The 25565-nt window shown below is 72.1% G+C and carries 23 protein-coding genes; 9 read left to right on the plus strand and 14 right to left on the minus strand.

From position 1 onward, the window contains the following. The 7 genes from H288_RS0113805 to ileS all read right to left on the minus strand — a co-directional run. A partial coding sequence (locus H288_RS0113805) for a ferredoxin--NADP reductase (protein WP_020093171.1) occupies positions 1-690 on the minus strand: 690 nt, incomplete at its 3' end. 316 nt (positions 691-1006) lie between these two features. After that, complete coding sequence (locus H288_RS0113810) at positions 1007-1957, minus strand: ring-cleaving dioxygenase (protein WP_020093172.1); 951 nt, start codon at positions 1955-1957, stop codon at positions 1007-1009. A 232-nt stretch (positions 1958-2189) separates the two neighbouring features. Next, positions 2190-3485 (minus strand): pitrilysin family protein, encoded by a 1296-nt coding sequence (locus H288_RS0113815; protein ID WP_020093173.1) that lies wholly within the window; start codon positions 3483-3485, stop codon positions 2190-2192. 107 nt (positions 3486-3592) lie between these two features. Continuing rightward, positions 3593-5002, minus strand: coding sequence for a pitrilysin family protein (locus H288_RS0113820; protein WP_020093174.1), 1410 nt, complete (start codon positions 5000-5002; stop codon positions 3593-3595). Positions 5003-5161: 159 nt separating this feature from the next. Continuing rightward, positions 5162-5827, minus strand: a complete 666-nt coding sequence (locus H288_RS0113825) for a hypothetical protein (RefSeq protein WP_020093175.1) — start codon at positions 5825-5827, stop codon at positions 5162-5164. 160 nt (positions 5828-5987) lie between these two features. After that, a complete protein-coding gene (lspA, locus tag H288_RS0113830) occupies positions 5988-6503 on the minus strand; it encodes a signal peptidase II (protein ID WP_020093176.1) in 516 nt (171 codons plus the stop codon). Between the two features lie 85 nt (positions 6504-6588). Next, a complete protein-coding gene (gene ileS, locus H288_RS0113835; RefSeq protein WP_020093177.1) occupies positions 6589-9555 on the minus strand; it encodes an isoleucine--tRNA ligase in 2967 nt (988 codons plus the stop codon). Positions 9556-9891: 336 nt separating this feature from the next. On the opposite strand from ileS, the gene H288_RS0113840 reads away from it, so the two are divergent. Further along, positions 9892-10161, plus strand: coding sequence for a hypothetical protein (locus H288_RS0113840; RefSeq protein WP_012318778.1), 270 nt, complete (start codon positions 9892-9894; stop codon positions 10159-10161). Positions 10162-10193: 32 nt separating this feature from the next. Here H288_RS0113840 and H288_RS0113845 read toward each other — a convergent pair whose 3' ends face one another. From H288_RS0113845 to H288_RS0113860, 4 genes are all read right to left on the minus strand, one after another. Further along, complete coding sequence (locus H288_RS0113845; protein ID WP_020093178.1) at positions 10194-11147, minus strand: DMT family transporter; 954 nt, start codon at positions 11145-11147, stop codon at positions 10194-10196. 114 nt (positions 11148-11261) lie between these two features. Beyond that, positions 11262-11642: a hypothetical protein gene (locus H288_RS0113850; RefSeq protein WP_020093179.1), complete on the minus strand. Its 381-nt coding sequence runs from the start codon at positions 11640-11642 to the stop codon at positions 11262-11264. A gap of 427 nt (positions 11643-12069) precedes the next feature. Beyond that, a complete protein-coding gene (locus tag H288_RS0113855) occupies positions 12070-12912 on the minus strand; it encodes an NAD(P)-dependent oxidoreductase (protein ID WP_020093180.1) in 843 nt (280 codons plus the stop codon). Between the two features lie 26 nt (positions 12913-12938). Further along, positions 12939-14141 carry a pyridoxal phosphate-dependent aminotransferase gene (locus tag H288_RS0113860; RefSeq protein WP_020093181.1) on the minus strand — a complete coding sequence of 401 codons (1203 nt, stop codon included), beginning with the start codon at positions 14139-14141 and terminating at the stop codon, positions 12939-12941. A gap of 166 nt (positions 14142-14307) precedes the next feature. Between H288_RS0113860 and H288_RS0113865 the strand changes: the two genes are divergently transcribed. The 5 genes from H288_RS0113865 to H288_RS36410 all read left to right on the plus strand — a co-directional run bounded on the left by H288_RS0113865 (position 14308) and on the right by H288_RS36410 (position 17126). After that, the gene (locus tag H288_RS0113865; protein WP_326491885.1) at positions 14308-14586 is read left to right on the plus strand and encodes a type II toxin-antitoxin system ParD family antitoxin; all 279 of its coding nucleotides are present in this window, start codon (positions 14308-14310) and stop codon (positions 14584-14586) included. Beyond that, a complete protein-coding gene (locus H288_RS33975; RefSeq protein WP_026604932.1) occupies positions 14579-14920 on the plus strand; it encodes a type II toxin-antitoxin system RelE/ParE family toxin in 342 nt (113 codons plus the stop codon). The genes H288_RS0113865 and H288_RS33975 overlap by 8 nt, the downstream gene beginning before the upstream one ends. A 46-nt stretch (positions 14921-14966) precedes the next feature. After that, positions 14967-15989: an LLM class flavin-dependent oxidoreductase gene (locus H288_RS0113875; protein WP_020093183.1), complete on the plus strand. Its 1023-nt coding sequence runs from the start codon at positions 14967-14969 to the stop codon at positions 15987-15989. A gap of 106 nt (positions 15990-16095) precedes the next feature. Continuing rightward, positions 16096-16836, plus strand: coding sequence for a fumarylacetoacetate hydrolase family protein (locus tag H288_RS36405; RefSeq protein ID WP_326491886.1), 741 nt, complete (start codon positions 16096-16098; stop codon positions 16834-16836). Continuing rightward, a complete protein-coding gene (locus H288_RS36410) occupies positions 16833-17126 on the plus strand; it encodes a fumarylacetoacetate hydrolase family protein (RefSeq protein ID WP_326491887.1) in 294 nt (97 codons plus the stop codon). The genes H288_RS36405 and H288_RS36410 overlap by 4 nt, the downstream gene beginning before the upstream one ends. Before the next feature lie 168 nt (positions 17127-17294). On the opposite strand, the gene cysN is transcribed toward H288_RS36410, so the two are convergent. From cysN to H288_RS0113895, 3 genes are read right to left on the minus strand one after another with little or no spacing between them, the layout of a single operon-like run. Next, positions 17295-18701, minus strand: coding sequence for a sulfate adenylyltransferase subunit CysN (cysN, locus tag H288_RS0113885; RefSeq protein ID WP_020093184.1), 1407 nt, complete (start codon positions 18699-18701; stop codon positions 17295-17297). Next, positions 18701-19660 (minus strand): sulfate adenylyltransferase subunit CysD, encoded by a 960-nt coding sequence (gene cysD, locus H288_RS0113890; RefSeq protein WP_020093185.1) that lies wholly within the window; start codon positions 19658-19660, stop codon positions 18701-18703. Before cysD ends, cysN begins: the two co-directional genes overlap by 1 nt. Further along, positions 19657-20484, minus strand: a complete 828-nt coding sequence (locus H288_RS0113895) for a phosphoadenylyl-sulfate reductase (RefSeq protein ID WP_020093186.1) — start codon at positions 20482-20484, stop codon at positions 19657-19659. The genes cysD and H288_RS0113895 overlap by 4 nt, the downstream gene beginning before the upstream one ends. A gap of 265 nt (positions 20485-20749) precedes the next feature. Between H288_RS0113895 and H288_RS0113900 the strand changes: the two genes are divergently transcribed. From H288_RS0113900 to H288_RS0113910, 3 genes are all read left to right on the plus strand, one after another. Next, entirely contained in the window at positions 20750-21265 is a 516-nt protein-coding gene (locus H288_RS0113900; RefSeq protein WP_010686224.1) for an Lrp/AsnC family transcriptional regulator, read from the plus strand. 111 nt (positions 21266-21376) lie between these two features. Continuing rightward, positions 21377-23146 carry a flavodoxin domain-containing protein gene (locus H288_RS0113905; protein WP_020093187.1) on the plus strand — a complete coding sequence of 590 codons (1770 nt, stop codon included), beginning with the start codon at positions 21377-21379 and terminating at the stop codon, positions 23144-23146. A 262-nt stretch (positions 23147-23408) separates the two neighbouring features. After that, on the plus strand, positions 23409-25259 hold the full coding sequence (locus tag H288_RS0113910; protein ID WP_020093188.1) for an NADPH-dependent assimilatory sulfite reductase hemoprotein subunit: 1851 nt from the start codon (positions 23409-23411) through the stop codon (positions 25257-25259). Positions 25260-25565: the final 306 nt, after the last annotated feature.

The raw sequence follows: 25565 nt of genomic DNA on the forward strand, positions 1-25565 counted from the left end.
CTCGCGGGTGTCGCGGATCATGTCGGGGCTGCCGCAGAGCATGAAGCGGTCGTTCTCGATCGCCATCGGCGGCAGGCCGATATCCTCGAACAGCTTGCCCGAGACCATCAGGTCGGTGATCCGGCCGCGGTTGCGGAACGGCTCGCGGGTCACGGTCGGGTAGTAGACCAGCTGGTTCGAGATCATCTCGCCCAGGAACTCGTGGCGCGGCAGCGTCTCGGTGATGGTCTCGCCGTAGGCGAGTTCCTGCACCTGCCGGCAGCCGTGGACCAGCACGACCTTCTCGAACCGGTCGTAGGCCTCGGGATCCTTGATGATCGACAGGAACGGCGCCAGCCCGGTGCCGGTGCCCAGCAGGTACAGGTTGCGGCCCGGCAGCAGGTTGTCGAGCACCAGCGTGCCGGTCGGCTTCTTGCCGACGATGATCGGGTCGCCGACCTTCAGGTGCTGCAGCTTCGAGGTCAGCGGGCCGTCCTGGACCTTGATCGAGAAGAACTCCAGCTCCTCCTCGTAGTTGGCCGAGACCACCGAGTAGGCGCGCAGCAGCGGCCGGCCCTCGACCTCCAGGCCGATCATGGTGAACTCGCCGTTGCGGAACCGGAACGCCGGATCCCGCGTCGTGCGGAACGAGAACAGGTTGTCGGTCCAGTGGTGGACCGACAGAACGCGCTCCTCGTAGAACTTGCTCATCGACGGATCAGTCCTCGAATCCTCTGACGCTCGGCACACGGCCCCGACGATTCGGGGCCCGTGGTGCGGGGGATCCCCGCCGCCCCGCTCGGGCGGGGGTGGATCCTCGGCAGGGAACCCGCCCGGATCCGGTTGCAAACACACGCGCGCCGCTTCTTTCGCAGTTGCAGCACGTCCGTCAAGGCGTGCCGGGATCACACTGGCGAAAGAAGTGAACGGCCTGGAATCGTTCGAAGATTTAGCGTCTTCGCGGACGCTCCGCAGCGCCGTTCCGGACATGGGAGGGTTGCCGCAGAGCGGGCCCCGCGCGCCGCCCTCAGAGGGGGGCGGCGGGCCGGAGCGGCGCGAGCCCGGCCTCGATCTCGGCCCGGCGCGGCTCCAGAAACGGCGGCAGGGCCAGGCGCTCGCCCAGGGTCTCCAGGGGCTCGTCCGCGGTGAAACCCGGCCCGTCGGTGGCGATCTCGAACAGGATGCCGTTGGGCTCGCGGAAATAGAGGCTGCGGAAATAGTAGCGGTCCACCGGCCCGCTGCTCGGCACCCGCGCCGCCCGGAGCCTGTCGGCCCAGGCCTCGTAATCCCCGTCCGGGATGCGGAAGGCGACGTGGTGGACCGCGCCCGCGCCCTGGCGGGCCGGCGCGGACCGGTCGGCCAGGAGCTGGAGCTCGGCGGCCGGGCCGCCGGGTCCCATCGCGTAGACCTCCACCGGGCCGTCGCCCGTCTCGAAGGCGCGGTCCCGGCGCAGGCCGAGCACCTCGGTCAGCACGGCGGCGGTGCGGGCCGGGTCCGGCACCGACAGCCGGATCGGGCCGAGGCCGCGGATCTGGTAGGCGGCCGGCACGGGCGAGCCGTCCCAGGGATGCTCCGGCCCGGTCCCGCCATCGTCCACCAGGGCGAGGCGCTGGCCCTCCGGATCCTCGAAATCGAGGGTGAGGCGCCCGTCGCGCGCGGCGGGCTCGGCCTCGACGATCCCGGCCTCGCGCAGGCGCGCGTGCCACCACGCGACCGCGCCCTCGCCCGGGACGCGCAGGTGCGTGCGGGTGATGCTGCCGGAGCCCCGCCGCTCCCGGGGCGCCGGCCAGTCGAAGAAGGTGATGTCGGTGCCGGGGCTCGCCAGCCCGTCGGCGTAGAACAGGTGGTAGGCCGAGACATCGTCCTGGTTCACCGTCTTCTTCACGAGCCGCAGGCCGAGCGTGCCCGTGTAGAAGGCGACGTTCTCCGCCGCGCGGGCGGTCACCGCGGTGAGGTGGTGGATGCCGGTGAGCTGCATGTCGGTCCTGGGGTTCGCCGCGTCGCGCCTCAGGTGGGGGGCGGCGGCGGCTTCGCGAGCGGCTCGCGGATCGGGCGGCCGGCACCCGTTCCTCCGGGGCCGCGCCGCGGTCGGCCCGCAGCGATCGCCGCCCGAGAGGCGCCGCGCCCCGGACCGGCGGCGCGGCCGCTACGCGGCGATCGGTACCCGGGCGCGGCGGATTTCGCCGAACCGCGGTCCCGAGACCCGCTTCTCAGAGCCCCACGGGCCGGCCGGCGGCGACCACCAGCATCTTGCCGTCCGCGAAGGTGCGGGCGGCGGCCCGGCGGATATCCGCCTGGGTCACGGCCGAGACCATCGCGTTGCGCCGGGCGATGTAGTCCATGCCCAGCTCCTCGAAGGCGATCTGCACCAGCTGGTGGGCGATCTTGGTCGAGGTGTCGAAGCCGAGGGCGTAGGAGCCGGTCAGGTAATCCTTGGCCTTCTGCAGCTCGTCGTCGTCCGGGCCGTCCGTGATCAGCCGGCCGATCTCGTCGCCGATCACCGACAGGGCCTCGCCGACGCGCTCGTTCTTGGTGGCGGTGTAGCCCCAGGTCATCGCGGCCGACCGGTGGCTGACCAGCGAGGTCCCCACCGAGTAGGCCAGCCCGCGCTTCTCGCGCACCTCCTGGAACAGGCGGGACGTGAAGGCGCCGCCGCCGAGGATGTGGTTCAGCACGTAGGCCGGGATGAAGTCCGGGTCGCGCCACGGCACGCCGGCCATGCCGAACCGGATCACCGACTGGGGCACGTCGAGGTCGACGACGATGCGCTTGCCGAGATCGTGCACTTCGGTGCGCGGCACCGCCTTCAGCGCCCCGGCCTCCGGCAGGGTTCCGAAGGCGCGGTTCAGGCCCTCGGCGAGCTGCTCGGCGCCGATGGCGCCGACCGCCGCCACCTTCACCCGGCCGCGGCCGATGATGCGGGCGTGCATCGCCAGCAGGTCGTCCCGGGTGATCGCCGTCACGCTCTCCACGGTGCCGGAGGACGGGCGGGCGTAGGGATGGCCGGCGAACGCCTCCTTGAAGAAGCGGCGGGAGGCCAGCACGCCCGGATCGTTCTGCTGGTAGCGCAGGCCGGCGATGATCTGGGCGCGGACGCGCTCGATCGCGTCGGGGTCGAGGCGGGGCTTGGCCAGCGCCAGGGCGAGGAGCGCGATGCCCTCGTCGGCGTGCTTGACCAGCATCTTCAGCGAGCCGCCGACCGCGTCGGCCCCCGCGTGGAACGACAGCTCGATTGCCCGGGCGGCGAGCCGCTCCTGGAACAGGTCGGAGGTCAGGTCGCCGGCGCCCTCGTCGAGGAGCCGCGCCAGCATCTGCGCGCAGCCGGCCTTGCCGGCCGGGTCCTGGGCGGCGCCGCCCTCGAAGGTGAAGGCCAGGGCGATCATCGGCACCACCGGCGACTCGACGTGCCACGCCTCGATGCCGGCGGCGGTCGTCACCGGCAGCGCCGTGGTGGGCGAGCTGACGGTTTGGGCGGTGGTCTCGACCAGAGTCTCGGCCAAGCTCATGGGAACCTCGTGTCTCTATCTCGGGCGACGGCGGAGCGGGCCAGGGCTCCCGTTCGGCAGAGCGCCCCGCCCGGACCCGTCACGGGCCCGGCGGGACGCACCCGGGGTTACTCGGCGGCCATCGCGACCGGGGCGTCGGGATCCTGCGCCTTGGTCAGGTAGCCGGTGACCGAGCGGGCCGGCGTCAGCCAGCGCTCGGCGGCGCCCTTGAGACGCGCCTGCGTCACCCCCTCGATGTCGGTCGGCCAGCGGCGGACCTCCTCGATGGTCTCGCCGATCGCCAGCGCCGAGCCGTAGATGCGTGCCAGCGACGACTGGCTGTCAGAGGAGTAGACGGTCTCGGCCACGAGGCGGGTCTTGGCGCGCTCGATCGCCTCGGCGTCCAGGGCCTCCGCGGGGGCGCGGCGCAGCACCCTGTCGACGGCCTCCTCCAGCTTCTCCAGGGGCACGCCCTCGGCGGGCACCGCGTAGACGGAGAAGCGGGTGTCGTCGATCGCCGAGCCCATGTACCAGGCGCCGGCATTCACCGCGAGGCCGGTCTCCATGACCAGCTTGCGGTAGAGGTAGGAGGTCGAGCCGCCGCCCAGCACCTCGGCCAGCAGCTCGAGGTCGTGGCAGCCGCCGTCCCGGGCGGTGATGCAGGAGGGGGTCAGGTAGAGGCGCTGCAGGGTCGGCTGCTCGACCTTCGGGTCGGCGACGGCGACGCGGCGCAGGGCCTTCGGCTCCGGCTCCCGCGCCCGCAGGCGCTCGGGCCGGGCGCCCTGGGGCGTCACGCGGCCGTAGGTGGTCTCGGCGAGGCGCCGGACCTCGTCGGGCGTGACGTCGCCGGCCACCACCAGGATGGCGTTCTCGGGGGTGTAGAAGCGCTTGTAGTAGGCCAGCGCGTGCTCGCGGTTCAGGCCCTCGATCTCGTGCATCCAGCCGATGATCGGGATGCCGTAGGGATGGTGCACGAACAGGCCGGCCGCCATCGCCTCGGAGAGCTGGGCGGAGGGGTCGGTCTCGACCCGCATGCGCCGCTCCTCCAGCACGACGTCGCGCTCGGGGGCGACGACGGCGTCGTCGAGGACGAGGCCGCTCATGCGGTCCGCCTCGAATTCCATCATGGTGCCGAGGTGATCCCGGGCGACCCGCTGGAAGTAGGCGGTGTAGTCGTAGCTGGTGAAGGCGTTCTCCTGGCCGCCCAGGCCCGACACCGCCTTGGAGAAGGCCCCGACCGGGTGCTTCTCGGTGCCCTTGAACATCAGGTGCTCGAGGAAGTGGGCGATGCCCGACTGGCCGAGCGGATCATCGGCCGAACCGTTGCGGTACCAGATCATGTGGGTGGCGACGGGGGCCCGGTGGTCGGGGACGACCACCACGTCGAGGCCGTTGTCGAGGGTGAAGGCCGTCACTTCCGGTCCGCCCGCCTCGGAACGCCCGAACGGCGCGGCCTCGCCCCGGCCGGCGCTGCCGCCGTAGGGCGAGCCCGGACGCAGCGGGAAGAGGGTGGGCGTCGCCTTCCTGAACAGGTGCATTCCGCTTTCCTTCTGCCGGCCCCGGATCGAAGCGTCCCGCGTCGGGATGCGCGCGCGGATCGGGGCCGTCCTGGTCACCGGGGCGCAAGAACCGCACCGGGACGATCATCTCATGTTGCCACGCCGCGGCGCCGTTGCAACGGCGACACGGCGCCCCCGTCACTGCTGCGCGCGCTGACGGAGATACGCGCGGGGATCCGACTCCTCGCGCTCGCGGCTGGCGTTGTTGATCGGGTCGCTCGACGGCGGCCGGGCCAGCTGCTTGGGCGACTGCCGGTACCCGGTCGGCGGGTCCGTGAGCGTGTCGCGGCTCGGCTCGATGTCGGAGGGCTCGGCGTTGGCGCTCTTGCCCTTGAGCAGCTCGAAGGGGCTGAGCAGGCTGTCGTCGCGGTTGTTGTCGCCGGGCTTGCGCTCGGCGGTGGTCGTCAGGCCCGCGCCGGCACGGCGGCCGCCGCGCATCTCCTCCACGGAGAGCGTCGCGTTGTTGTCGTCGTAGCGGCCCTGGGCCTGGGAGCCCTTGGGATTGCGCCGCTCCACGGCGGCGCGCTCGCGCTCCACGATCTCGGGATCCTTCGGCCAGGCGGTGCTGGTGGAGCGCGCCCGCGGCTGCGGCAGGGCCTTGCCGTCGATCTTGGGCGGCATCACCAGTGGCGGCCGCTCGTGATAGTCGATCGGATCCTGGCGCTTCTCCAGGAGGCCGATGCCCGACAGGGCGTCGCGCATGAACTCGCCGCGCTCCTGCGCGTGCGCGGCACCGACGACGCAGAGCGGAGCCAGGGCCACCGCGGCGGAGAGGAGGGGACGAAGCCTGCGATGCCCGGTCATGCTGCCTCACGGGTTCCGGACGGAGCGTCCGGCTCTGGGAAGGCCGCGGCGCGGCCCGATCCGACAGGTCCCGGCCTGAGACCGGTTTCCGGCGATCGTATGGCGCCTTGACTGCGTCGCGCCAGGAGGGGGACGCGGGAGGACCTGTGTGTTGCAGGGATCACAGGCGCGGCGCCGGGTCGCCCTGCGGGGGGGACGCCCGGCCCCTGCGGCCGTCCGGGGACAGGCTGTCGAGGATCAGGCCGATCACGCCGGCCACGATCGCCGCGTCGGCGACGTTGAACACGTACCAGGACCAGCCGCCGGCATGCAGGTGGACGAAGTCGAAGACGGCGCCGTAGGCGGCCCGGTCGATGGCGTTGCCGAGCGCCCCCCCGACGATCAGCCCGAGGGCGATCCCGAGGAGCCGCGACGTGGCCCGGCGCATCCAGATCCCGAGGCCGAGGGCGGCGGCCAGCGACAGGGCCACGAGGAGCCAGCGGCCGATCCCGCCCTCCTGCTGGAACAGCCCGTAGGAGACGCCCCGGTTCCAGACCACGACGAAGTCGGCGAAGGGCGCCAGCCGCCAGGGCTGCGTCAGCACGAGGTCGGTGCCGAAATAGAGGCCGAGCTTGCTGGCCTGATCGAGGACCAGGGTGAGAACGAGGGCCAGGAGGCCGGCGCGGAACGGCGTCACGGGCGGCGCACTCGGCCCGGGCCGGCGTCCCCCTCTCCCCGCGGGCGGGGAGAGGGAGTGGCGCCGCCGACGACGCGGAACGCCCTCACGCCGCGCTCGCCTCCGGATGCGCCGCGTCCCACTCGCGCAGGGCCTGGGCGTCGCGGGGCGTCACGTCCGGGTAGTCCGGGTCGCTGCCCACCTCCGGGCTGACCCGCCAGGAGCGGGCACATTTGCGACCCGCGGCCGGGCTCGGCACCACCGCCACGCCGCGTACCTCGTCGAGGCGGAAGGCCTCGGCCGGGCCCTCGCCCGCCACAACGGCGATGTCCGAGGTGATGCAGGTATCGGCGAAGTCGCAGCCCTCGAGCGCCGCGAGAAGCTCCGGATCCGCCACGTAGACCGTCGGCGCCGCCTCCAGGCTCGCGCCGATGCGCTTGGCCGCGCGCTCGATCTCCAGGGCGCCGGTGACCACCCGCCGCACCCGCCGGATTTTTTGCCAGCGCTCCGCGAGGGGGGCGTCGAGCCAGTCAGCCGGGGTCTCCGGCAGGGTCTGGAGATGCACCGAGCCGTCCTCGGACGGGTAGCGGTCGAGCCACGCCTCCTCGGCGGTGAAGGCGAGCACCGGGGCGAGCCAGATCGTCACCCGGCGGAAGGCCTCGTCGATCACCTGCAGCGCCGACCGCCGGCGGACCGAGGACACGGGATCGCAGTACAGGGCGTCCTTGCGCACGTCGAAGTAGAAGGACGACAGGTCGCCGGTCATGAAGCCGTTGAGCAGCGCCACCACCCGCTTGGTGTCGAACGCCGCGTAGGCCTCGCGGATCTCGCCGTCGAGCTCGGCGAGCCGGTGCAGGATCAGCCGCTCCAGCTCCGGCATGTCGGCGTAGGCCACGTCGTCGCCCTGGACTCGGTGGGCCAGCGAGCCCAGCATCCAGCGCAGGGAATTCCTGAGCTTCCGGTAGGTCTCCGCGAAAGTCTTGATGATCTCCGGGCCGATGCGCAGGTCATCTGTGTAGTCGGAGGCGGCGACCCACAGGCGCAGGATGTCGGCGCCCGAATCCTTGATGACGCTCTGCGGTGCGACGACGTTGCCCTTCGACTTCGACATCTTCAGGCCCTTGCCGTCGAGCACGAAGCCGTGGGTCAGGACGATGTCGTAGGGCGCCCGGCCGCGGGTGCCGGCGGATTCGAGCAGCGAGGACTGGAACCAGCCGCGGTGCTGGTCGGAGCCCTCCAGGTACATGACCCGGTCCTGCCCGCCGTCGCGGACGCGCTTCACCCCAGAAAGCCCCGGGAAGGCCTCCGGATCGTCGAGCACGAAGGCGTGGGTCGAGCCCGAATCGAACCAGACGTCGAGGACGTCGGTGACCTTCTCGTAGGCGGCCGGGTCGTGGTCGGGCGCCAGGAAGCGCTGCGCGGCGTCGTCCCGGAACCACGCGTCGGCGCCCTCGGCCGCGAAGGCGTCGCGGATGCGGGCGTTGACGGCGTCGTCCTTCAGGATCTCGGCGGTGTCGCGGTGGACGAAGACGGTGATCGGAACGCCCCAGGCGCGCTGGCGCGAGACCACCCAGTCCGGCCGGTTGGCGACCATGCCGGTGATGCGGTTCTTGCCTTGCGTCGGCACCCACTGGGTGTCGTCGATGCCCTGGAGCGCTACCTCGCGCAGCGTCCGGTTGCCCAGCGAATCCACCGGCCGGTCCATGGCGATGAACCATTGCGGCGTGTTGCGGAAGATCACCGGCTTCTTGGACCGCCAGGAATGCGGGTACTGGTGGCGCAGCACCCCGCGGGCGATCAGCGCCCCGGCCTCCGTCAGCGCGGCGATGACCGCCTTGTTGGCGTCGCCCTTCTCGCCCTTGGCGGTGAGCACGCGGGTGCCGGTAAAGCCCGGAGCGGCCTCCGTGAGCACGCTGTCGGCGTCGACCGTGTAGGGGATGGTCGCGTCGATGCCGCGCTCGCGCAGCAGCCGGCCGCTCGCCATCCAGAGCTCGAAATCCTCGCGGCCGTGGCTCGGCGCCGTGTGGACGAAGCCCGTGCCGGACTCGTCGGTGACGTGGTCGCCGTCGAGCATCGGCACGGCGAAGCCGTAGCCGAGCTTCGCCAGCGGGTGGTCCAGGGTCAGGCCGGCGAGCGTCGACGGGCTCACGTCGGCGACGCGCGCGAACGCCTCGACCCGGGCGGCTTTGAACACCGTGGCGGCGAGGCTGTCGGCGAGCAGGTAGGTCTGGCCGGGCACCGCCCAGTTGTCGGCCGGCGCCTCCGTGACCCGGTACAGGCCGTAGGCAATTTTTTTGGAGAACGCGACGGCGCGGTTGCCCGGGATCGTCCACGGAGTGGTCGTCCAGATCACCACCCGCGCCTGCGCGAGATCGCCCTCGGCGCCGGACCGGATCGGAAACGCGCAAAAAATCGTGTCGCTGACGTGCTCCTCGTACTCGACCTCGGCTTCGGCCAGCGCGGTCTTCTCGACCACCGACCACATCACCGGCTTGGAGCCGCGATAGAGCTGGCCGCTCATCGAGAACTTCATCAGCTCGTCGGCGATCACGGCCTCGGCGGGGAACGCCATGGTGGCGTAGGGATGGTCCCAGTCGCCGGTGACGCCGAGCCGCTTGAACTCCTCGCGCTGCACGTCGAGCCACTGGGCCGCGAAGGTCCGGCATTCCTGCCGGAACTCGATCACCGGCACGTCGTCCTTGTTGCGGCCCTTGGCGCGGTACTGCTCCTCGATCTTCCACTCGATCGGCAGGCCGTGGCAGTCCCAGCCCGGGACGTAGTTGGCGTCGAAGCCGAGCGCGGTCTGCGAGCGGACCACCACGTCCTTGAGGATCTTGTTGAGCGCCGTGCCGATGTGGATGTTGCCGTTGGCGTAGGGCGGCCCGTCGTGGAGCACGAATTTCGGCCGGCCCTGGCCGCGGGCGCGCAGCTTGCCGTAGAGGTCCATCCGCTTCCAGCGCTCGATGAACAGCGGCTCGCGCACCGGCAGGCCAGCGCGCATCGGGAACTCGGTCTGCGGCAGGAACAGGGTCTTGGAATAGTCGCGGGCGGGCGCGGTCTCGGGGGCGGTCATCGGATCTCGCATCGGCGGTCGGGCCGGCAGCGTCGGGCCGGCGGAATCGGGTCGGGCGGCAGGAGGATCCCGGACCTCCGCGCGGCCGCGCTGGAGCGGGCCCTCAGGCGGAGGCCGGGCCGGTAATTCGGATCGGGCGGCCGGGGCCGCGCAGGGCGCGCGAAGCGTGCATGACGGGTTCTCTACCAGCCGCCCCGGCCGGAGGCCAGCGGCAGCGCGGATCACGCGCCCGTGACCGCGGATGGGACCAATCGGCGTCTGAACCGTTGACCGACACACCCTCCGCCCGCCGCGGGGGCGCGGAGCCGATTCGGACAGACATCCGGGAGTAGCCCCATGAAGAAGCTTCTGATCGCGACCCTCGCCCTCGCGCCGCTGGCCTACGCGGGCGCCGCGGAGGCCCAGGGCACGGCGCGCGGCGCCCAGCGCGGCGTCGAGGACGGCACGGCCGCGGCCGGCCCCGTGGGCGGGGTCGTCGGCGGCGCGGTCGGCGCGGCGACCGGCACCGTCGGCGGCGTGCTCGGCACCGATCCGGACCCGGCCCGCCGGGCGCGCGAGAACCGCCGCGAGGAGCGGATGGAGCGCCAGGAGCGCCTCGGCCGCTGACAGGGTCCCGTAACAGGGTCCGGCCGGTCGCCTCAGGCGGCCGGCCGCGCCTCCCGGCGGATCGTCTCCTGCGCCAGGAGGTACAGGCCGGAGCCGACGACGATCATGGCGCCCGCCACGGTCCAGCGGCTCGGAACGTCGCCGAACAGCAGGAAGCCGAGCGTCACCGACCACAGCAGCTGCGTGTAGATGAACGGCGCCAGCACGTTGGCCGGGGCCCGGGCATGGGCCATCACCAGCAGCCAGTGGCCCAGCGTTCCGAACAGCGCGACCCCGAACAGCAGCGCCCAGTGGGTCAGGCTCGCCGGGCTCGTCCAGATCCACGGTAGGAGCGGGGCCATCAGCGCGAGTCCCGCGAGGCCCGTGTAGAACATGGTCGTGGCGGTCGAGTCGTAGGCCGCGAGCTTGCGCGTGATGATCGCGTAGAAGGCGTAGACCACCACGTTGGCGACGCAGAGCAGCGCGGCCGGATGCATGCCGCCGGCGCCCGGCCGCACGATCACCAGCACGCCCAGGAAGCCGACGCCGATCGCCGCCAGCCGCGCCCGCGACGACCACTCGCCGAGCAGCGGCCCGGCGAGCAGCGCCACGGTGAGCGGCGCGGCGAACTGGATCGAGATCGTCTCGGCGAGCTGCAGGTAGCGCAGGGCCAGGAAGTTGAGCGCCGTGGAGGCGAAGAGCAGCAGGGAGCGCGCGATCTGCAGCGGCAGGCGCCGGCTCTTCACGACGCCCGGCGTGCGTACCGGGTTGATGAACAGCGAGATCATGGCGACGCTCGCCGCGTAGCGCATGAAGGTGGTGACCAGGGGATCGACGCCGGCCCGGGCCAGGGTCTTGCCGCAGGCGTCGAGGCTCGCGAAGAAGGCGACGGCCCCGCACATCAGGGCGATGCCGACGATCCGCCGGCGGCCGGCGAGGTCGGCCTCCGGAGCGGCGCGCGGCGCGGCGCTGTCGTCGGGGACGGAGGTCGCGACCTGCGTGCTCATGCCTGACCAATCTCGGTAGAGGCCGAAATCCCTGCCACGCCCGGTGCCGTGCGGGTACCGGCCGGCGCGCAGGGGAACCATGCAGCCGGCACGGTCGCCCGCGACGGCGGCGGCTCAGCGCTTCGCCGCGACCTTCTCGGCAACGGGGGCCTTCTCGGCGGAGGCCGTCTTGGTGGCGGCCTTGGCGAGCTTCGGCTTGGGCGGCGTCGCGCCGGCGATCAGGGCGGCGAGGTGCGACTGGTCGAGCCCCGCGGCGGCGCGCGCGGGCGCAGCGGGAACAGGCGCCGCCGCGGCGACCGGCGCGGGCGCCAGCGCGGCGGCCCGTTCGACCCGACGCGGCTCGATGGAGCCGGTCGCGGCGGGCTCGGCGAGGCTCGCCGTCGCGACCGCGGGGGCGGCGGACTCGCGCTGGACCCGGAGGGTCCAGTGCGCGGCGGTGGAGAGCGCGGCGATGCCGAGAATCGCCTTGATGCCGCTGGTGAGCAGGGCTCGCATGGTCGTCAGGCCCGAGAGAACGCGGTTACGCGGAACCGGATCCCCGGCCCGGACGCATCATCGCGCGGGAGCGTGAACGAAGCCGCAACGGCCCCGTGCGCCCCTGTCCCGGAACGGGTCAGGGACCCGCGCCCGCGACCCGTCTCGCGGGCGGAATCGGGTGGGAAATCATGTGGGCCATGCGCCGGACCCGCGGTTCCTGTTCCCCGCGCTCCCGACACTCCTGCAGCGACTCGGCCCACTGAGCCTCACAGGAACGGCCCAGAGAACTGGTCCGGACCGTCCCGTCACTGCCGACCCCGCCGCCATGCAGGCCCGAGCGGGCTCGCGAAACCTTCAGGCGCATCGGCCGCTGGGGACAGCCCGTGTAGAGGGTGACAGCCGAGCCGGCAACAGAGGCGGGGCCGTTTCCGGGACCCCGCGGCGATCAGTGCTCCGCCGCGGGCGCGACGAAGCGCATCAGCGCGGCGATCTCGTCCGCGCCGTCCTCCGCGGCGAGGCGCCGGTAGAGCGCGGCGTAGCCGGAGAAGACCTGCCGCCCGGCCGCGTCGGGCCCGAGGAACCCGGCGATCTCCTCCATCTCGGGCGCCCAGCGATAGGCCTTCGGCACCATGTCGGGCAGCCCCCTGGCGAACCGGGCCAGCAGCGACGGCTCGTTCTCGGCGAGCTCGGCCAGCAGCGCTTCCCCGGCGCCGGCGCGCTCGGCGGCGCCGATCACGAGCGCGGCGAGCGCCGTCAGGCCCTTGTTGAGGCCGGCATAGCTCATCTTGAGGCTGGAGGCGGCGCCGACCGCGCCGGGGCAGACGCGCAGGTCGAGGCCGAGGTCGCGCAGGACCAGGGCCGGGGCCGTCTCGGGACCCGAGACGTAGACGCGCGGCCCCTTGGCGCCGGGCTTCGGCGGCAGGCCCAGGATCGCGCCGTCGAGGAATGGCGCGCCGGTGGCCGCGACGATCCCGGCGACGCGCCCGACCGTCTCCGGGCTGACGGCGTTGGCGTCGATGTAGACCGGCTTGCGCGGGGCCGCCGCCAGGGCGGGCGCGAGCCGGCGGGCCAGCGCCTCCGCGTCGGCGGGCGGCACGATGGAGAGCAGGAGATCGGCGGCGGCGAGCTCGCCGTCCCCGGCATGCGCCATGCCGGCGGCCGCGGCCCGGGCGCGGCTCGCCGCCCCGCGCCCGTCCAGGGAGGTCAGTACCCGGGCGCCGTGCCCGGCGAGCCGGGCCCCGACGGCGCTGCCCATGGCGCCCGGGGCGATCACCGCGATCGTGGGCACGGGACGCCTCCGGGACCTCGGGGCCGCTACCGCAGCGAGCCGCAGAAGCGCTGGATGCGCCGGCAGGCCTCCTCCAGCACCGCGTTCGACGTCGCGTAGGAGATGCGCAGGTTCGGGCCGAGGCCGAAGGCCGAGCCGTGGACCGCCGCCACGCCCTCGGCCTGGAGCAGCTCCATGACGAAGTCCTCGTCGGTCTCGATGGTCTTGCCGGCCTCGGTCCGCTTGCCGATCAGCGCCGCGCAGGACGGGTAGACGTAGAACGCGCCCTCCGGCGTCGGGCAGGTCAGCCCGTTGGTCTGGTTGAGCATCGACACGACGAGGTCGCGCCGGCCCTGGAAGGCGGCCCGGAACGTGGCGAGGTGGTCCTGCGGCCCGTCGAGGGCGGCCACCGCCGCCCACTGCGCGATCGTGCTGGCGCCGGAGGTCTGCTGGCCCTGGACGAAGTCCATCGCCTTAATGAGCGCTTCCGGCCCGGCCGCGTAGCCGATGCGCCAGCCGGTCATGGCGTAGCCCTTCGAGACGCCGTTCATCGTCAGCGTCCGCTCGATCAGCTGCGGCTCGACCTGGGCCGGCGTGACGAACGCGAAGTCGCCGTAGGTGAGGTGCTCGTAGATGTCGTCGGTGAGGATGTGCACGTCCGGGTAGCGGAGCAGCACGTCGGTGAGCGCCTTCATCTCGGCGCGGGAATAGGCGGCGCCCGACGGGTTCGACGGCGAGTTGAGGACGATCCACTTGGTCTTCGGGGTCAGGACCCGGTCGAGCTCCTCGGCCTGGAGCTTGAAGCCGTTGGCCATGTCGGTGTCGGCGAAGACCGGCGTGCCGCCGCACAGCCCGACCATCTCCGGGTAGGACACCCAGTAGGGGCGGGGGATCACCACCTCGTCACCGGGGTTCAGCGTGGCGAGGAACGCGTTGTACAGCACCTGCTTGCCGCCGGTGCCCACGATGGTCTGCGAGACCTTGTAGTCGAGCCCGTTCTCGCGCTTGAACTTCCGCACGATCGCCTCGCGCAGGGGCACGATGCCGGAGACCGGCGGGTAGCGGGTCTCGTTCCGGTGGATCGCCGCGATGGCGGCCTGCTTGATGTGCTCGGGCGTGTCGAAGTCGGGCTCACCCACCGACAGGCTGATGACGTCGACGCCGGAGGCCTTCAGGTCCCTGGCCTTCTGGGTCATCACGATGGTCGCGGACGGCTTCACCCGCGAGAGGACGTCGGCGAGGAGAGCCATGGCGTGCGGTGCTCCGGATTTTTGCGGTCAGGCGCCGCTTCCCCGCGGCGCGGCGGACCCTAGGCCCGGGACGCTGAGCCGGCAAGCGCGAGACGCCGCGGCGGCGCGCGGGAGCGACGTTTCTGCTATGATCCTCGGAATCGGGACGGAACGAGAGGCCCTGCCGATGGGCGAGACGATCAGCATCACCCTGGCACCGGACACGCTCCGCGCCGTGCGGGAGAGCGTCGAGGCCGGTGAGTACGCTTCGGTGGACGCGCTGCTCGACGAGGCCGTGCACGCCCTGCAACGCCAGCGACGCGAGGATGCCGAGCGTCTCGATGACATCCGCGCCCGCATCCGGCGTTCCCTGGACGATCCGCGGCCGGATCTGAGCATCGAAGAGGTTCAAGAGGATCTCGACAGGATGTTCGCTGAAGCGCGGCACGACACCCGCCGTGCGTAGACTGCCTGTCGCGTTTCGCCCTCAAGCGCAGGCCGATCTGGCCGGCATCTTCCGAACGGTCTTGCAGCGGAGTCAGAACGTCGCGACGGCGCAGCGCTTCACGCAGCGGATCAAGGATCGGTGCGACCGAATCGGCCACGCACCGCATGCGGGCCGACCCCGTGACGATCTCTTGGAAGGCTTGCGAACGGTGGCGTTCGAGAGATCGGCTGTGATCGCCTATCGCGTGGAACGTGGATCCGTGAGGATCCTCAATATCTTCTATGGCGGCCGCGATTTCGAGGCGGTCTATCCAGGCGATACCACGGAAGAAGCTCAGGAGCCCCCGTCCTGACGAACTGCCCTCGCACCGGCCGGCCCAGACCCCCATCTCACCCGGCATGACCCCGCTCTCCGTCCTCGACCTCTCCTTCGTCAGCGCCGACTCGACCCCGGCGCGGGCGCTGCACGACACGCTGGCCCTCGCCCGCCACGTCGATAACCTCGGCTACCGGCGCTACTGGCTCGCCGAGCACCACGCCCTGCCCAACGTGGCGAGCCCGGCGCCCGAGATCATGATCGGCCAGATCGCCGCCGCGACCCGCAACATCCGGGTCGGCTCGGGCGGCATCATGCTGCCGAACCACGCGCCGCTGATGGTGGCCGAGCGCTTCCGGGTGCTGGAGGCCCTGTTCCCGGGCCGGATCGACCTGGGTCTCGGGCGCGCGCCCGGCACCGACGGCCTCACCGCGCGGGCGCTGCGCCGCCGGGAAGCGCCGGGGGAGGGCGGGGACGACTTCCTCGACCGCCTGCAGGAGCTGCTGTTCTGGGACGGCGGCTTTCCGGAGGGGCACCCGTTCGCGCGGATCGAGGCGAGCCCCGCGGGGGTGCCGCTGCCGCCGATCTTCCTGCTCGGCTCCTCCGACTACAGCGCCCGCCTCGCTGGCGAGATCGGCTGCGGCTTCGGCTTCGCGCAGCACTTCTCCGGGATGCCCGCGGAGCCGCCGATGCTGGACTACCGGACCCGGTTCCGGCCGACGCGGCTCGGCGCGAAGCCCCACGCGATCCTGGCGGTGGCGGCGATCTGCGCCGCCACGGACGCGGAGGCCGAGCGCCTCGCCTCCAGCGCGCGGCTCGCGACGCTGCGGCGGGAGCGCGGCGAGTACCGGCCTCTGCCGAGCCTCGCCGAGGCGCTGGACTACCCGTATTCCGACGGCGAGCGGGTGCAGATCGAGCGCGGCCGCGACCGCCTGCACGTGGGCGGCCCCGAGACCCTGCGGGCCCGGCTCGCCGACATGGTCGCGCGCACGCAGGCCGACGAGCTGATGATCGTCTCGGCGATCCCCGACCAGGCGGCGCGCCACGACTCCTACGCGCTGCTGGCGCGGGCCTGGGGACTCGGCGCCGCCTCACAGGCGGCCTGAGCCGTCACTCGCCCCCGCCGCGGGCGCTGGCGGCGGCGAGGCCGGCCGTGCAGGCTCCCCCCGGTTCACGCCCGCGACCAGACGGGCCGACCGGAGGAGAGGCAGCATGGGCAACCGACGCGAATTCCTGACCGCCACGGCCGCGGGCCTCGCCGCCGCCGCCGCGGCGCCGGCCCGGGCCGCCGAGGAGCGCACGGCGGCTCCGAAATCCACGCCGGCGGGGGCGCCGCCCTTCGGCATGCCCCGCGACATGGTCCTCCTCAACATGCGCCGCGGCGACGGCTACGCCCTGGGCGTGAAGACGAAGGACGGCGTTCTCGACGTCGAGGCCGCCGGCCGGGCGCTCGGGATGCCGGTCCCCGCCGACATGGACGACCTTCTCCAGAACGGGCGCGGCCCGGCCCTGCGCGCCCTGATCGACGCGGTCGAGGCCGCGCCCGACGGGCGCTTCGTGCTGGCGGAAGCCGACGTCGCCTACGCGCCGGTGGTCACGCGGCCCGAGAAGATCATCATGATGGGCTTCAACTACCGCCACCACGCGGAGGAGACCGGCACGCCGATCCCCAAGGACCCGCCGCTGTTCAACAAGTACAACAACGCCCTGAACCACCACGGCGGCACGATCGCGCTGCCGACTCAGGCGGCGCGGGAATTCGACTACGAGACCGAGCTGGTGATGGTGTTCGGCCGCGAGTGCCGGAACGTGTCCGAGGCGGACGCCCTCGATTATCTCGCCGGCTACTGCACGGGCAACGATTTCAGCGCCCGGGACCTCCAGACGCTGACCTCGCAGTTCATGATCGCAAGACCTCGGACGGGTTCGCGCCGCTCGGCCCCTACCTGGTGACCGCCGACCGGGTGAAGGACCCGAACAACCTCAAGCTCAAGACGCTGGTCAACGGCCGGGTGCGCCAGGACTGGAGCACCGACGACATGATCTTCAACTGCCGCCAGCTGATCAGCTTCGCGTCGAGGGTGATGACCCTGAAGCCGGGGGACATCTTCTACACCGGGACCCCGCAGGGGGTGATCTTCGGCGAGAAGATCCCGCGCAAGGACCGCGCGTGGCTGAAACCCGGCGACGAGGTCGTGTCCGAGCTGGAAGGGCTCGGTGAGCTGCGCTTCAGGCTGGTCTGATCCGTCGTCCGAGCGGTGCGACCCGCACCGTCATCACGAGCGCAGCGACGTGACCCAGGGCAGCGCGACGGCAGGTGTCGTCGCGCCGGCCGGATCGCTTCGCTCCGCTCGCGAGGACGGCACTGTCGCAGCCATCACCCGTGAACGGCCCGGGTGCTGGGACCGTCCTCAGCGCCCGAACAGGCGACCGAGACGGGCGAGGAAGCCGCCCCCGTCCGCGGGCTTCGCACCGGGCGTCGCCGCCTGCGCGGCCCCCGCCTTCGGCGCCAGGACCAGCCCGAGGGCCGCCGTATCGGTGGTCTCGCGGTCGATCAGGATCAGGCTGCCGGTCTCGCGGTTCTCCGCGTACGGGTCCACCGCCACCGGCCGGTCGAAGCGCAGGCTCACGTCGGCGATGTCGTTCGCCGACAGGCGCTCGGCCGGGCCGGGCCTGCCGGTCTCGGGATCGATCCGCGAGGCGATCCGCTCCACGGTCGCGGTGACCGTGGCGGTGCCGATCTTGGCGAGCAGGCTCGCGCCCGGGCTGAGATCGGTCTCGGCCGCCCAGAACAGGCGCGCGTCGAGGGTCTCGGTGACCCGCATCGGCGCGTCGGTGGCCACGATCACCTGCCCGCGGGAGGCGTCGATCTGGTCGGCCAGCACCAGGGTCACCGACTCGTCCTCGCCGGCCTCGGGCAGGTCGCCGTCGGCGGTGTAGATCCGCGCCACCGTGGAGGTCCGGCCGGAGGGCTGGACCGTCACCGAATCGCCCGGCCGCACCCGGCCGCTGGCGATCCGGCCGCTGTAGCCGCGGAACTCGGAATTGGGCCGGTTGACCCACTGCACCGCCATCCGGAACGGCGCGTTCAGTGCCTCCGCGCGGACCGGCACGGTCTCGAGGTAGTGGAGCAGGGTGCCGCCCGTGTACCAGGGCGCCGCGACGCCCGCGTCCACGACGTTGTCGCCGTTCTTGGCCGAGAGCGGGATCGCCTTGACCTCGGAGAAATTCAGCCCGCGGGCGAAGTCCGAGAACCCCGACACGATGCCGTCGAAGGTGCCCTGCGCCCAGCCGGCGAGGTCCATCTTGTTCACCGCCAGCACGACGCGGCGGATCCCGAGATTCGACACGAGCAGCGCGTGGCGCCGCGTCTGCCGGGTCAGGCCCTGGCGGGCGTCGACCAGGATCACCGCCACGTCCGCCGTCGAGGCGCCGGTGGCCATGTTGCGGGTGTACTGCTCGTGGCCGGGGGTGTCGGCCACGATGAAGGAGCGCTTGTCGGTGGAGAAGAACCGGTAGGCGACGTCGATGGTGATGCCCTGCTCGCGCTCGGCCTGAAGGCCGTCGACGAGCAGCGCGAGGTCCATCTCCTGCCCCTGCGTCCCGTGCTTGCGCGAGTCGCGCTGGAGCGCCGAGATCTGGTCGTCGAAGATCTGCTTGGTGTCGTGCAGGAGCCGCCCGATCAGGGTCGACTTGCCGTCATCCACCGAGCCGCAGGCGATGAAGCGCAGCACCGCCTTGTTGCGGTGGGCCGTCAGGAACGCCGCGTAGCCGGAGGCCCGGTCGGTGAAGGCCGTGGGAGCCTGGTGGAGCGTCATCAGAAATAGCCCTCCTGCTTCTTGCGCTCCATGGCGCCGGCCCCGTCCTTGTCGATCACCCGGCCCTGCCGCTCCGAGGTGCGCGCCGCCAGCGTCTCGCCGATGATCTCGGGCAACGAGGCCGCGTCGCTCTCCACCGCGCCGGTGAGCGGGTAGCAGCCGAGCGTCCGGAAGCGCACGAGGCGCTGCTGCGGGGTCTCGCCCGGCGCGAGCGGCAGGCGCTCGTCGTCGACCATGATGAGCTGGCCCTCGCGCTCGACGACCGGCCGCTCCTTAGCGAAGTAGAGCGGCACGATCGGAATGTTTTCCTGCTCGATGTAGAGCCAGATGTCGAGCTCGGTCCAGTTCGACAGCGGGAAGACGCGCAGGGACTCGCCGCGCTTCTTCTTGAGATTGTAGAGGTGCCAGGGCTCGGCGCGCTGGCGCTTCGGGTCCCAGCGGTGCTGCGCGGTGCGCAGGGAGATGATCCGCTCCTTGGCGCGGCTCGCCTCCTCGTCGCGGCGGGCGCCGCCGAAGGCCGCGTCGAACTTGTGCTTGTCTAGCGCCTGCCGCAGGGCCTGCGTCTTCATCACGTCGGTGTGCACCTCGGAGCCGTGGCTCACCGGCCCGACACCGCGGGCGAGCCCGTCCGGGTTGGTGTGGACCAGGAGGTCGAGGCCGAGCTCCTTCGCGCGGGCGTCGCGGAAGGCGATCATCTCGCGGAACTTCCATGTCGTGTCGACGTGGAGCAGCGGGAACGGCAGCCGCCCGGGCGCGAAGGCCTTGAGGGCGAGGTGCAGCAGCACCGAGGAATCCTTGCCGATCGAGTAGAGCATCACCGGGTTCTCGGTCTCGGCGACCGTCTCCCGGAAGATGTGGATGCTCTCGGCCTCCAGCCGCTTGAGATGGCTGAGGCGGTCGGCGGCGGTCGGTGCGGGCGTGGGGGCGCTCGGCTGCACGGCGGCGAGGGCGGCGCTCATCGGGCGAACTCCGGCTGGCGGGCTGTCTGATTCGGGGTGGTCTCGAAGGCGGCGGGCTCGAGGATCGCGGGCTCTTGGCCCGGCTGCACGGCCGCACCGGGGCGTCCGACGTGCAGGCCGCACTCCTTCTTGTCTTCCTGCTCCCACCACCAGCGGCCGGCCCGCTCGGGCTCGCCGAGCTTCACGGCGCGGGTGCAGGGGGCGCAGCCGATCGACGGGAAGCCGCGATCGTGCAGGACGTTGTAGGGCACGAAATTGTCGCGCACGAAGCGGTCGACCTGCTCCCGCGACCAGTCGGCCAGCGGGTTCAGCTTGATCAGGCCGCGCTCCGCGTCGAAGGCGGCGAGCGGCGTCTCGGCGCGGTTGGCCGACTGGCCGGCCCGCAGCCCGGTGAGCCAGCCGCTCGCGCCGGCGAGCGCGCGGCCGAGCGGCTCGACTTTGCGGAAGCCGCAGCAGGCCTGACGGGCCGCCACCGAGCGCCGGAAGCCGTTGATGCCCTCGCTCCGCACGAAATCCTCGGCGGCCGCGCGTTCGGGGGCGTAGGCGGTGATTCGGATGCCGTAGGCCGACTCGGTCTCGGTCCACGTGTCGTAGGTCTCGGCGAAGAGGCGGCCGGTATCGAGGGTGACGATCTCGACGCGACCCTTCGCGAGGCCCGCCATGGCCAGCGCGTGGGTGAGCGCCTGGTCCTCGACGCCGAGGCTCGTCGTGAAGACGAGGCGGCCGGGGATCTCGGCGGCGATCAGGTGGAGGCGGCCTGGAAGGTCGAGCCCGGACAGCCGCTCCGCGAGGGAGTCGGCCGCCTGTCGGTCCGGACGGGTCATCGCGCCATGTCCCGGGGTTCGCGTGGTGGAAAGGCCACGGCCAGCGCCGTGCCTGTTGTCGAACGGTCGAAATGTTCGCTATACCGAACGAAGTCAAGGCGCCCCGGCGCGCTTGGCGGGGTCGGACCGGCGGTTCGGCGTGCGGTTGCGCACAGCTTCCGGCGCGGGCAGCATGGGCCCGAGGTAAAAGATTCTTCTCACTGGTCCCGGTAGACACGTATATGCGCTCGCGCCCCGCGCGCGGCGGAAGCCCACGGAGACAGCTTTGGACGCGATCGATCTGAAGATTCTCGCCCTGCTGCAGACGGACGCCACGCTCTCCATCGCGGCGATCGGCGAGCGCGTGGGCCTGTCCCAGACGCCGTGCTGGAAGCGCATCCAGAAGCTGGAGGCCGACGGGGTCATCGACCGGCGCGTGGCGGTGCTCGATCCGGTGAAGCTCGGCCTCGGGCTGACCGTGTTCGTCTCCATCGAGACCGCGGACCATTCCCAGGAGTGGCTGCAGCGCTTCGCCGCAACCGTCTCGGCCATGCCGGAGGTGCTCGAGTTCTACCGGATGGCCGGCGACGTGGACTACATGCTGCGGGTCGTCGTCGCCGACATGCAGGCCTATGACAGCTTCTACAAGCACCTCATCGCGGTGCTGCCGCTCAAGAACGTCACCTCCCGCTTCGCGATGGAGAAGGTGAAATCCACCACGGCCCTGCCGCTGCCGGCGCCCCCGAAGAACGGGCGGCACCTGCCGGGGACGGCCCCCGTCCTCGCCGTGGTTGGAGAATGATATTCTCTTTTTTCGCAGTGCAGCGAACGTGATGTCCTATACGCCACCCGTTCTGCAAAACGAACGTTTCTCGATTGACACCGGCCGCGCCGGCCCCGACATGGTCCCGTGATGTCCCGCCAGAATCTCCTCCCGCGCACCGCCCCGTTCGGGGACGGCGAGCGCGCCAGCCTCGACGCGGTGCTCGGCACCGCGAGCCCCACGCAGCGCGCCTGGCTCGCCGGCTTCCTGGCGGGCCTCGACGCCGCGGGCGGCCAGCCGGCCGCGGTACCGGCCGCCCCGCCCAAGGCCGCCGCGCCGCTGACGGTGATCTACGCCAGCGAATCGGGGAACTCCGAGGCGCTCGCCGGCAACGTCGCCAAGCTCGCGCGCAAGCAGGGCTTCAAGCCGAAGGTGGTGGACTTCGCCGACCTCGACGTCGCGACCCTGCCCAAGGCCGGCAAGCTGATCGCCATCGCGGCCACCTGGGGCGAGGGCGAGCCGCCGGCCCGGGCCGTGCGGGCCTACGGCGAGCTGATGGGGGAGGGCGCCCCGCGCCTCGACGGCGTCGAGTTCGCGGTCCTGTCGCTCGGCGACACGTCCTACGCGGAGTTCTGCGCCATCGGGAAGGCGCTCGACGCGCGCTTCGAGGCGCTCGGCGCCAAGCGCGCCGCCGAGCGGGCCGACCTCGACCTCGATTTCGAGAAGCCCGCCGCCGACTGGATCAAGGGCGCGCTGAAGGCGCTCGCCCCGGCCGAGCAGCCCGACAACGTCGTGGCGGTGGACTTCGCCCGCGCCGGCGCCGGCGAGGACGACGACGCCGAGCCGAGCCGCGAGCCCGTCGTGGTCGAGGTCGTCGAGCACGTGAACCTCAACTCGTCGCGCTCCGACAAGGAGACGATCCACCTCGCGCTCGCCTTCGAGGACGGCGCGCCGGCCTACGAGCCCGGCGATTCGCTGGAGATCTATCCCGAGAACGACCCGCAGCTCGTGGACGAGATCCTGAACGCCGCCGGGCTCTCCGGCGACGAGGCCCTGCGCACGGCTCTGCTCGCCGAGCGGGACATCACCACGCTCTCGGCCGCCACGATCGAGCGCTTCGTGAAGGCGACCGGCCACGCGGAGGCGCAGACGCTCATCGACAGCGGCGAGGCCAAGGCCTGGATCGAGGGCCGCCACCTGATCGACCTGCTGGAGACCTACCCGGCGAAGCTCACGGCCGATCACATCGGCACCATCACCCGGCCGTTGCCGCCGCGGGCCTACTCGATCGCCTCCTCGCGCAAGGAGGTGGGCGACGAGGTCCACCTCGCGATCGCGGCGGTGCGCTACGAGACCCACGGCCGCGCCCGCTCGGGCGTCGCCTCGGTCCACGTCGCCGACCGCATCCGCGACGGCGCCAAGCTGCGGGTGCGGCTGAAGCCGAACCGCCACTTCCGCCTGCCGCAGGATCCGGCCACCGACATCATCATGGTCGGGCCGGGCACCGGCGTCGCGCCGTTCCGCGCCTTCGTGCAGGAGCGCCGCGCAGTGGAGGCCCCGGGGCGGTCGTGGCTGTTCTTCGGCGACCGGCACTTCACCCACGACTTCCTGTACCAGCTCGAGTGGCAGGACGCCCTGGAGGACGGGTCGCTCACGAAGATCGACGTGGCCTTCTCGCGGGACCAGCCGGAGAAGGTCTACGTGCAGGACCGGATCACCCAGCACGCGCAGGAGTTGGTCTCCTGGCTGGACGGGGGCGCGCATCTCTACGTCTGCGGCGATGCCAAGGCCATGGCCAAGGACGTGCGCGCCGCCGTGGTGGGCGCGTACCAGAGCGCGAAGGGCCTCAGCGCCGCCGAAGCCGAGGCGCAGGTCGCGGCGCTGGAGCGCAGCCACCGCTACCAGCAGGACGTTTACTGAGGACACACCGCTCCCCGCACCGCGGGGGGCCTTCAACGAGATGCGGCAGAGACAGGCGGGACGCAGGTCCCCGCTCCCGGGCGGGAGAGGGACAGGGTGAGGGATCAGGTCTTTCCGGAGAGGGCGCACCCCTCACGCCGACCCGCTCCCGCACGGGAGAGGGGGCGGGTCGCGGATCCGGTTCCAGTCCTGCACCGGCTTCGCTCCGCTCGCCACCTCCCGATCGGGGAGGAAGACGCGTTCAGACAGACGGATTCACCCCATGGACGACCACAGCCCCCGCGACGCCGCCGAGACCCCGGCCCCCGGCCCGATCACCGCCCCGGCCAAGCGCGTCTACGAGACCCCGCCGACCGCGCGCCCGATCACGGACGCCGAGGCCGCGCGCGCGGAGAAACTCGCCGCGAACGAGCACATCAAGATCGCCAGCGGCTACCTCCGCGGCACCCTGGCGGACGGCCTCCTGAAGCACGCCACCGGGGCGATCTCGGAGGATGACGGGCAGCTCGTGAAGTTCCACGGGATGTACCTGCAGGACGACCGCGACCTGCGCCCCGAGCGGACCAAGAAGAAGCTCGACAAGGCCTACAGCTTCATGATCCGCCTGCGCATCGCCGGCGGCGTCATCACCCCGAAGCAGTGGCTGATCCTCGACGACATCGCCCGGACCTACGCGGGCGGGGCGCTGCGCGCGACCACGCGCCAGACCTTCCAGTACCACGGCGTGATCAAGTCGAACCTGAAGCGCACGATGGCCGCCATCGACGGCGCGCTGCTCGACACGATCGCGGCCTGCGGCGACGTCAACCGCAACGTCATGGCGGCGACGAACCCCGCTCAGACCGGCGCCCACAAGGCCGCCTACCAGCTCGCCAAGGACATCTCCGACTCGCTGCTGCCCAAGACCAGCGCGTGGCGGGAGATCTGGCTCGACGGCGAGCGCGTGGTCGGCGGCGAGGAGGAGGCCGAGGTCGAGCCGGTCTACGGCCGGACCTACCTGCCGCGGAAGTTCAAGACCGTCGTGGCGGTGCCGCCCTCCAACGAGGTCGACATCTTCGCCCACGACCTCGGCTTCATCGCGATCCTCGACAAGAAGAACCAGGTCACCGGCTGGAACGTGACGGTGGGCGGCGGCATGGGCATGACCCACGGCGAGCCCGACACCTTCCCGCGCACCGCCGACGTGATGGGCTTCGTGAAGCCCGAGGACGCCCTGAAGGTCGCCGAGGCGGTGATGACCGTCCAGCGCGACTGGGGCAACCGCAAGAACCGCAAGAACGCCCGGCTCAAGTACACGATCGAGCGCTACGGCCTCGACGCCTTCCGGGCCGAGGTCGAGAAGCGCGCCGGCAAGAAGCTCGGCGCGCCCAAGCCCTTCACCTTCACGGGCAACGGCGACCGCTACGGCTGGGTCGAGGGCGACGACGGCCGCCACCACCTGACCCTCTACGTGCCCTCGGGCCGGATCAAGGACATCGCGGGCGGCGCGCAGTTCCTCTCGGGCCTGCGCCGCATCGCCGAGGTGCATCAGGGCGATTTCCGCCTCACCGGCAACCAGAACGTCATCATCGCCAACGTCCCGGCCGAGAAGCGCGCCGAGATCGACGCGCTGGTCGACGAGTACGGCCTGACCCGGGGCGCGAGCGCGCTGCGGCGCAGCTCGATCGCCTGCGTGGCCCTGCCGACCTGCGGCCTCGCGCTCGCCGAGAGCGAGCGCTACCTGCCGGACCTGATGACCGAGCTGGAGGAGAGCCTCGCGTCCCACGGGCTCGCCGAGGAGGAGATCACGATCCGCTCCACCGGCTGCCCGAACGGCTGCGCCCGGCCGTTCATCTCGGAGATCGGCCTCGTCGGCCGCGGCCCCGAGCGCTACCACCTCTACCTGGGCGCCGCCCACGACGGCTCGCGGCTCAGCAAGCTCTACCGGGAGGACGTGGCGGCCTCCGAGATCCGCGACACCCTCGACCCGCTCTTCGCCGACTACGCGAAGGGCCGGCAGCCGGGCGAGCATTTCGGCGACTACCTGATCCGCGCCGGCCACGTGGCGCGGACCACCAACGGCCCGGACTTCCACGAGCGGACCGGCGCCCTCAAGCCGGCCACGCTCGGCTGATGAAAGGCCGCGCGCGTCCGGGACGGCGCTTCCGGACGCGCCGGGACCGCGAGGCCGCGGCGGCAGGGTCGCGGGCAGGGTTGCGGAATGCGGGTCGCGGCCCGGCCCCGCCCTGACCGGAGCCGCGCGCCGATCCCGGGCGGCCGGGCCGCGGCGCGAGGGATCCGAGCCCCGGAGGAACTCCCCGCCCATGCGTGGATCCGGACGGCCGTTCCGAGATAACCGGAACCGCCGCCGGAGACCCGGCCGCGCTCGCGCCGGCACGCCCGGTAGATCCCCGCCCTCGCATATCCCCGTCCCAGCGGT

Source organism: Methylobacterium sp. 285MFTsu5.1 (assembly GCF_000383455.1).
GTDB lineage: Bacteria > Pseudomonadota > Alphaproteobacteria > Rhizobiales > Beijerinckiaceae > Methylobacterium.